This window comes from Chamaesiphon sp. OTE_20_metabat_361, from assembly GCF_031364565.1.
Genome location: NZ_JANLWO010000110.1, coordinates 1 through 8,192, shown reverse-complemented (window position 1 = coordinate 8,192; position 8,192 = coordinate 1). Strand labels below are relative to the sequence as shown.

9 protein-coding genes are annotated in these 8,192 nt (G+C 49.3%); 5 read left to right on the top strand and 4 right to left on the bottom strand.

The window, feature by feature from the left end; genetic code table 11:
• Nucleotides 1–279 precede the first annotated feature (279 nt).
• Together RMO35_RS03140 and purH are read right to left on the bottom strand one after the other, a co-directional pair.
• A complete protein-coding gene (locus RMO35_RS03140) occupies nt 280–1,218 on the bottom strand; it encodes an NAD(+) kinase (protein WP_309738490.1) in 939 nt (312 codons plus the stop codon).
• A 130-nt stretch (nt 1,219–1,348) separates the two neighbouring features.
• Nucleotides 1,349–2,881, bottom strand: coding sequence for a bifunctional phosphoribosylaminoimidazolecarboxamide formyltransferase/IMP cyclohydrolase (purH, locus tag RMO35_RS03135; protein WP_309738488.1), 1,533 nt, complete (start codon nt 2,879–2,881; stop codon nt 1,349–1,351).
• Nucleotides 2,882–3,049: 168 nt separating this feature from the next.
• On the opposite strand from purH, the gene RMO35_RS03130 reads away from it, so the two are divergent.
• The 3 genes from RMO35_RS03130 to RMO35_RS03120 are packed head-to-tail and all read left to right on the top strand — an operon-like array spanning nt 3,050 to nt 3,899.
• On the top strand, nt 3,050–3,310 hold the full coding sequence (locus RMO35_RS03130) for a type II toxin-antitoxin system ParD family antitoxin (RefSeq protein WP_309738486.1): 261 nt from the start codon (nt 3,050–3,052) through the stop codon (nt 3,308–3,310).
• Nucleotides 3,310–3,609, top strand: a complete 300-nt coding sequence (locus tag RMO35_RS03125; protein ID WP_309738485.1) for a type II toxin-antitoxin system RelE/ParE family toxin — start codon at nt 3,310–3,312, stop codon at nt 3,607–3,609. Before RMO35_RS03130 ends, RMO35_RS03125 begins: the two co-directional genes overlap by 1 nt.
• Nucleotides 3,610–3,638: 29 nt before the next feature.
• Complete coding sequence (locus RMO35_RS03120; RefSeq protein WP_309738483.1) at nt 3,639–3,899, top strand: hypothetical protein; 261 nt, start codon at nt 3,639–3,641, stop codon at nt 3,897–3,899.
• Between the two features lie 50 nt (nt 3,900–3,949).
• Here the strand turns inward: RMO35_RS03120 and RMO35_RS03115 are convergent, their stop codons facing one another.
• Together RMO35_RS03115 and RMO35_RS03110 are read right to left on the bottom strand one after the other, a co-directional pair.
• Complete coding sequence (locus RMO35_RS03115) at nt 3,950–4,210, bottom strand: DUF6335 family protein (RefSeq protein WP_396134920.1); 261 nt, start codon at nt 4,208–4,210, stop codon at nt 3,950–3,952.
• 132 nt (nt 4,211–4,342) lie between these two features.
• Nucleotides 4,343–6,424, bottom strand: coding sequence for a flavin-dependent dehydrogenase (locus RMO35_RS03110; RefSeq protein ID WP_309738491.1), 2,082 nt, complete (start codon nt 6,422–6,424; stop codon nt 4,343–4,345).
• A gap of 450 nt (nt 6,425–6,874) precedes the next feature.
• Here RMO35_RS03110 and RMO35_RS03105 point away from each other — a divergent pair, with 450 nt between their 5' ends.
• Together RMO35_RS03105 and RMO35_RS03100 are read left to right on the top strand one after the other, a co-directional pair.
• Nucleotides 6,875–7,144 (top strand): glutaredoxin family protein, encoded by a 270-nt coding sequence (locus tag RMO35_RS03105; protein ID WP_309738481.1) that lies wholly within the window; start codon nt 6,875–6,877, stop codon nt 7,142–7,144.
• Nucleotides 7,145–7,199: 55 nt separating this feature from the next.
• Nucleotides 7,200–8,192: UDP-N-acetylmuramyl-tripeptide synthetase (locus RMO35_RS03100; protein WP_309738480.1), on the top strand; the 993-nt coding region annotated here is incomplete at its 3' end.

Below are 8,192 nucleotides of genomic sequence, written 5' to 3'. Positions count from 1 at the left end.
CCCACCCAATTTCACGCGACAATCGTGCGTTAATTTGCTGAAGTTCGTAGTATTTGAGCGATATCCACTCTTTTTAGCGGAAATTAGCAACTCAAAATTACACCGAAAATTAGCCCTCAACCCCCATTTAGGCTTTAGGCTTTGAGCTTTGTGTTCTTGCTTGAGGTTGCGAAAGCGTTGCGGCGGCGTCGAACTAGAAGCATGATATCTCTGACTTCACCAAATGGGTCACATCCCCCAAAGCCTAATCCCCAATCCCTAATCCCTAATTCCTAATTCCTAATTCCTAGTATGATGCCCATCATAGCGAATTCGCGAACCTGCCCAGAGCAGCTTCTCACGCAACGTTTGATAATAAGAATAGTTGTCGCGGAGAATGATAAATTTGGCTTGACAGTCAGCCATCTGAACATCTACCCGCTGTCCCGGCCAGATTGAGGTGCCCAGCACCCCATCATTCCACAGTTTGGTATTGAGTTCGTAGTCCCCTAACGGCCAAATACTGACATTAGAGCCAGCAGGAATGACAATCGGGCGACTAGAAAGACTCAAAGGGCAAATGGGTGCAATCGTCATTGCCGCCATGCCAGAATGAACGATCGGGCCATTGGCGGAAACATTGTAGCAAGTAGATCCTGTCGGTGTAGAGACGAGCAACCCGTCGCCTTGATACTGATCGATAATTTCGCCATCGATCTCTACCTCCAGGATCGATGTAATCATCCGATCCGCCGCTGCTGGCTTGATACACATCTCATTGAGCGCGAGAAATTTTTCGCTATCGGGAGGGGAATTGCGATCGTCACCATCATATATGTAGGCTTGGAGCATCATCCGCCGCTCGATCGCATACCGATCGGTCGCCAGTCTTTCCCAGATGGTATGACCATCGAGGGGCGCGTCAATATTAAATAGTTCTAGTGGCTCGGTCAAAAATCCGAGATGTCCACCCGCATTAATCGCTAGGATCGGAATACCATCGGGAGATAGTTGCCTTGCCGCAGTCAGTGCCGTACCATCGCCACCCAAAACGATCGCCAGATCGATCGTTTTGCTAGTAGAGGCGAGAAATACTGGGTAGGGGTTGTCCTTAGCTCCACTCGGCCCCATCATCACATGACAACCCATTTGTTCGAGTTGTTTAGCAGCTTTTTCCGCCAGATTTTGGCTGCTCCGATCTCTGGCTTTGTGGGCGATGATGATGTTTTTGAGTTCCACGAGTTAGTAAATAGTGAATAGTGGATAGTGGATAGTGGATAGTAAACTTGCGGTGATAGGAAGATTAAGAGTCTGATATCTGGACGCAATCGTCCAAAATTACTATCCACTATTCACTATCCACTGTCCACTAATGAAGAAAGTGACGGACGCCTGTAAACACCATAACTATCCCTAGATCGTTAGCAGCAGCGATCGAGTCGTTGTCTCGCATACTACCACCGGGTTGGACGATCGCGGTAATTCCGGCGGCGGCGGCGGTGCGGACAGAATCATCGAAGGGGAAGAAACCGTCACTGGCGAGAATTGCGCCTGTGGCTTGGGTTCCGGCCTGTTCGAGGGCAATTTTGGCGGAGCCGACGCGGTTCATTTGTCCGGCACCTACGCCAATCGTAGCGCGATTTTTAGTCACGACGATCGCGTTGGATTTGACATGTTTGCAGACTTTCCAGGCAAATAATAATTCCTGTAATTCTGCGGGGGTGGGTTGCTTGGTGGTGACGACTTGCCAGTTGTCGGTAGTTTCGATCGCTTCGTCGGCGGTTTGAACTAAGATTCCGCCAGCGATAATTTTGACATTATCTTTGGTACCTGTCGCGAGATCTGCGAGGGTTAATACCCGCAAATTTTTCTTAGTGGCAAAAACTTCCGCCGCTTCAGGCGTGCATTCAGGAGCGACGATACATTCGAGGAAAGTTTGACTCATCGATCGAGCCGTGTCAGCATCTAGCGGACGATTAACAGCTACAATCCCCCCAAAAGCGGAGGTAGAATCGGCATTGTAAGCGCGATCGTATGCCGCGAGTAGAGTATCGCCTAAAGCCGTCCCGCAGGGATTATTGTGTTTGATAATCGTGGCGGCGGGAGTATCGCCAAACTCGGCAATAATCCGCCGTGCGGCTTCTAAATCGACCAGATTGTTATAACTAAGTTCTTTGCCCTGTAGTATTTTGGCATTCGTCCATCCCGTCGGCACTGCACCCGTCTGATACCATGCCGCTGGTTGATGGGGATTTTCGCCATAGCGGAGCGACTGCAATGGCTGGGCAGAAATTTGATAATTTGTCGTTTCGCCTGCTTGTTCTGCCAAATAGCCCGCGATCGCGGTATCATAAGCGGCGGTATGTTGGAAAGTTTCTAATGCTCTAGCTTGCCGGAACTCGATTGAGACTTGTCCGTTATTTTTGGCAATCTCAGCTAAATAATCATCATAGCGATCGGGATTGGATAATACCGTCAGATGTGCAAAATTCTTAGCAGCAGCGCGGAGCATCGCGGGGCCACCGATATCGATTTGCTCGATCGCGTCTGCTAAACTGACTCCAGGCTTGCTAATCGTGGCGGCGAAGGGATAGAGATTTACAACGACAAGATCGATCGGGCGAATTTGATGCTGCTCCAGATCTGCAATATGTTCGGGCATGTCTCGCCGCGCCAGAATCCCGCCATGTATTTTCGGGTGCAAAGTCTTCACCCGTCCGCCCAATATTTCCGGCGCACCCGTATATTCAGCCACCTTCATCACCGGAATCCCTTCAGCTTTCAGCGCTTGAGCGGTACCCCCACTACTGACAATCTCAAAATCAAATTTTTCGACCAATTGACGGGCAAATTCAATCAGTCCGGTTTTGTCAGATACACTCAGGAGTGCTAAACGTGTCATATATTAGTGCGAAGTGAGGATGCTAGTGGCTAGTATATCGGGTTTGGGGTATCGCGATCGACTACTAACATCCTTTGACTTCCAAGTGCATAGTAGTAACTATGGCTAGACCCAGATTAAAATGGGAATGAACGCGTCAAGCTTTATTTAAAATGGGAGATAGTTGGTATGAATATTGCACTCTCGCCAGAGCAAGAGCAGTTTATCCAATCACAAATCGATCGAGGTAGGTTTAAATCTGCTGAGGAGGCGGTAGCTCAGGCTTTTAAGCTATTGGAACGGGAACGAGAATATCAAAGCTGGATTGAAGACACTCGCCAAAAAGTAGATGTCGCCATAGCCGAACTCGATCGAGGAGAAGGAGTTGAGCTAGATCTAGTAATCGAGCGACTACAACAAAAGTTTCAGTCAGCGCGGGAAACAACTTGATGATTCGCTGTTCGATTGCGCCCAGTGCCATGCGCGATCTCGATGATATTTCCGACTATTTTTTAGAGCATAATGTCAATGCTGGCGAACAGTTTCTGCAAGAATTCACTAAAAAATGTCGAAATCTAGCCACTTTTCCAGCGATGGGTAGAAGCTACTCACATATTCGATTCGATCTGCGCGGTATCCCACTTCAGAGCCATATCGTTCTATATCGTTTAATCGATGATGGACTAGAAATTGTGCGTGTAGTTAATGCTCGCCAAGATTTAGAAAGTTTATTTGAGAGTGAAGAATAATACAGTACGAGTTAAATTAATTTAAATTAATGCTCGCTTTATTTTTAGACTTAATTATTAAAGATATTCTGGATAATCCCCAACATCTAGAAGCTTATACTCAAGAGATGGCAGATGATGAAGATCGACTGTTAGATGGCGTAGAGATCGAAATCGATCGACTCGAACGGCTAGAAGATTTGGCAATCGGTAAGCAAGCTCAATCCGCTTTATCCACATCCCGGATGGTTGGCACGGAGATCTTCACAGCAGAAATCCAGCGTCTAGCGGCAATGGATGCTGATTGCTGAGATTATGGCAAAACTAGGGTTAAATGCACTCTCTGAAAATTCGATCTTGTCTAACTATCGGCAACCGAATCTGGATCTAATTCCCAGCGATCGCGATCGCGTGCTTCGATCGTTTCTTCAATGGCTAAAGGCGAGCCTTCTTCAATATCGATACCGACAGCTTCTGCTAATTCTTCAGTGTCATTTTGACTGGGAACTGCGGTACTGCCGCCGACAGCTTCATCGCCATTTACTTCCGATCGATAGGCATCTTCATCCGTATTCTCTTCGGCTAATGAATCAATTAAGGAATCCAATTCTGGATCTTGCATCTGCTCGTTCCTCTGGGTTAACAATCGATCGCCGATTAATAATGAAGACTCAGCCAGCGATTAGTTAAATCGTCGATCGTCTTCAATATATCGAAACTGCTGGCGATCGTTATCGTCCAAAAGGAAGAAATGTTAGCCCACAGTTACAGAATCACTGTTACTGAGATTGGGAGCGGCTGGCGGGGTTGGTGGTGACTGCGTACCTGCTTTGAGACTGTAACTAAAAGCGAGTAGCCGCAACCAGAGCCGGGGAGATTTAGCTTCCAGCCAAGGTTGAATTTGGATTGCTAACGCTGGAATCCAACTGCTAAACAGGAAATTGACGATCGCGTTTAGCCCGAAAATAATATAGCTACCCAACCAGCGGAAGATATCCTTCGCTCCCGCAATTTGCCAGATCCACCATAATAGCGCCGGATTTTGTCCCGCTGCTTTGAGCGCCAGCCGATTGAACGTCACCCAATCAGTCCGATCCTTAATAAATGTATCCGCAACCTCTGGCGGTTCATTTGCTAGCAACCCGAAGAAAGTATTTAGCGTCGCATTAATCCGTGCTGGTGGTAACGACATCCCCGTCGGTACCATCATCCCCTTAGAAAATAGCCAAGTTACCGCGACATTGCTTTGATAGGCGCGAATCCGATTGAGAGCGCTGGTATCGAGCAAATCGTGTCTGAGCGCGGTATCGAGCAGGTGAGTCAAACGGGGGAGATTGCGAACTAGCGAACCAAATCCGGTGAAAACTAGCGGTGACTGAAGGGAAGCTGCATCGCCGATCGCAATCAGTCGATCGAATGCTACCACTCGATCGGTACTACTGACCGTAAAGTGGCCGGGAATATAGCCAAACGTCGGCTTCCGCCACACCAGCTTATCCATGTCGCACCGTCGATACTCCGGCAAAATCGTGAAGAAATCCTCATACATTTCCAGCAACGAGCCAGGATTCTCAGGATTCACTTGATGGTAATGGAATAAATACACCGTAATTTCCTCACCCGCGCCGGGAAATAACTCCCAAATCAATTGCCGTCCCCGCGAGATATCCCCATGACTGTATAGTACATCCCCATATTTAGCATCCCACACCTCCGGCTCAAAGCCACTGGCGATCGCCGCACCTACAGTCGGACAGACACTATCAAAAGCATGAACGCCATTTAACTGCCATGCAATCGGCGACGCCGTACCCATCGCATCCACCAGCAACCGTCCCCGTGCGATTCGCGTCTTCCCAGTTGGCAAATGCTGGCTGGTAACGACCGTCTCCCGCTCCGAAATATCCGCACGGCTAAATTCCGTCTCATCCCAGATTTCCCCACCCGCTTGGCGCAATTTGTCCCCGCAGACGCGCAATAGTGCCTCAGCATCCAGACAAATATTTAACACCGTCGGCGTAGCGAGGATCTTTGCCTGACAATTGGGCGGATTATTAGCATCAAAAAACTTACTAAACCCATCCAGATACTCTCGGGCGATGACCCCTTCAAACTCTGCTGGAGTAAACAAATTCAGATCGATCAGCCGCTGAAACTCATCGCGAGAAATATTCCACTCCCGATTCATCCGCCCGAAAGGCAACCGCTCCAGCAACAGCACCCGATAACCCAATCGCGCCATCACCGCCGCATGAATTACCCCCAATGCACCACCGATATAAATCAGATCGTACCTCGATCGATCCGGTAACGATGCTGTCAAGTGCGACGTATCCTCAACCTGAAATAACACCTGCTTCGGCTGCTGGGGATTTTTCACCCCCTCCCGCCAGCGTTTTTCCCACCAGTACACCCGTTGCAGATCCGCCTCCCCATTAGGCATCTTCTGAAAATATTTCACCGTCGTCGGGTAATAAGGCTCCAGCGCCTCAAAAATCGACATATCGCTAAGATCGATCGCTGGCGGCGCAGGATGTGTCGGGGGAAATTCCAACCGTAACTTCTGTGTTAACTCTTTGACGATCGCACCTTCACCAGGAACCTGTCGATCCGCCCAACGAAACACCTTCAGATAAGTAGTCCGTTGTAACGACCAGACAAAAATCGATAACTCGGGCAGACTACCCGTTTCCGCTGTCGAGACTTGTGGAAACTGCAATCTCAACCCTTGGGTAGTAATTACAGCCACACCCAGCTCCGGCTGCCATGTATGCTGCAACCACGATCGAACGCGATCGATATCTGGGGTAGGTATTTCGACGTATAGCAGTTCCATTAATCCGAAAGTGTGGAGAGTATGAGCGATCGCAGTAGCGAGATGGGAGATGGGAGATGGGAGATGGGAGCGAAAAGTGCGGTCTTGGGCTTTGCCCAAGTAGAGCACCTTTTCAAGACAGATGGGAGATGGTGACTGAATTTTTCCCGCCTAGTACTAGTTCAGCAATGCCCAAGCAAAATCTAAAAGGGAGTGAATGCCGCACCCCGCATCTCACAAATCGAACCTTTGGAGGGGGTTTGGGGGAGCGGCTCGCGCTCCTCGGGTTTCCCGAGGGTTTAGCGAGACAAGACAGGGTACCTCCCCCAACGCGGGTGTTAGAGGAGTCTCCCCGATCGGGCGCAAACATCCTAACAACAGGCACCAACAATAATTAAAGCCTTTAGATCGATTAGCCATCGCTAGTTATTGTATTGTACTGAATAACTTCGATCGTTTCGCTCAAATCTCATGCACTTAATTTTGTACAGCAAAATCGGCTGCCACCTTTGCGAAGGCTTAAAAGAAAAAATCGAGCAAATTACCGACATAGACATCCAGCTCGAAATCCGCGAAATCACCACCAATCCCAACTGGTTCGAGCGCTATCAATACGAAATCCCTGTACTATGTTTACAAGCTGGCGGCATCGAACGATCGATCCCCCGCTTCTCACCCCGCGCCAGCGTCCCGCAAGTGCAACAAATTTTACAGCAATACTCAAAATCAGTTGACAGTTGACAGTTGACAGTTGACAGTTGACAGTTATTTTGAGGATATTCATCTACCATTTCTTATGAAACTACGCGAACTCTTAGCCCAGAGTCAGATCGACTACACCAGCGAGCATCCAAATTTAGAACTAGAAGTAACTGGGTTAAAAACCAACTCCCATGCTTGTGCCGCTGGTGACTTATTTATCGGGATGCCCGGTACCCGCGTTGATGGCGGTGATTTCTGGCAAGGCGCGATCGCTTCAGGTGCCATTGGTGCCGTAATTTCACCCGCAGCCGCTAGCGCCCATCCCCCCGCTGCGTCCGATTGCGTCATCGTTGCCACAGACATGGTAGCGGCTTGTGCGGCGCTAGCTGGCACCTTCTACAATCGACCCGCTCACACGCTCAAAATGGTCGGGGTGACGGGCACCAATGGTAAAACCACGACCACCCATATCATCGAATATTTACTCGCCCAGGCGCAGATTTCGACAGCCTTACTCGGTACGCTTTACACCCGCTGGCAAGGTTATCAAAAGACAGCTACTCATACTACTCCTTTTGCTGTCGATCTCCAGCAGCAACTCGCGCAAGCCCTCCATGCGGGAACTCAGGTTGCACTAATGGAAGTGAGTTCCCACGCCTTAGAACAAGGTAGGGTGAAGGGATGCCCCTTTGAAATTGGGGTATTTACCAACCTCACTCAGGATCATCTGGACTATCACGAAACGATGGAGAATTATTTCCAGGCAAAGGCACTGCTATTTAGCCCTGAATATCTCACTGGACGCGCGATCGTCAATTTGGATGATGAGTATGGTAAAAGATTAATCGCCCAAATCCCCCCAGCGCGAGTCTGGAGCTACAGTACGACCGACTCAACGGCGGATCTATGGACGAGCGAACTCGCCTACCAGCAAACTGGCGTCAAAGGGAAACTGCATACACCTCACGGTGAAATCGACTTCAGCTCCCCGCTAGTGGGCGACTACAACCTCGAAAATCTCTTAGCGGCAGTCGGGACGGCATTGCACCTGGGGATGGGGTTAGAGGCGATCGTCGCGGCGATGGCG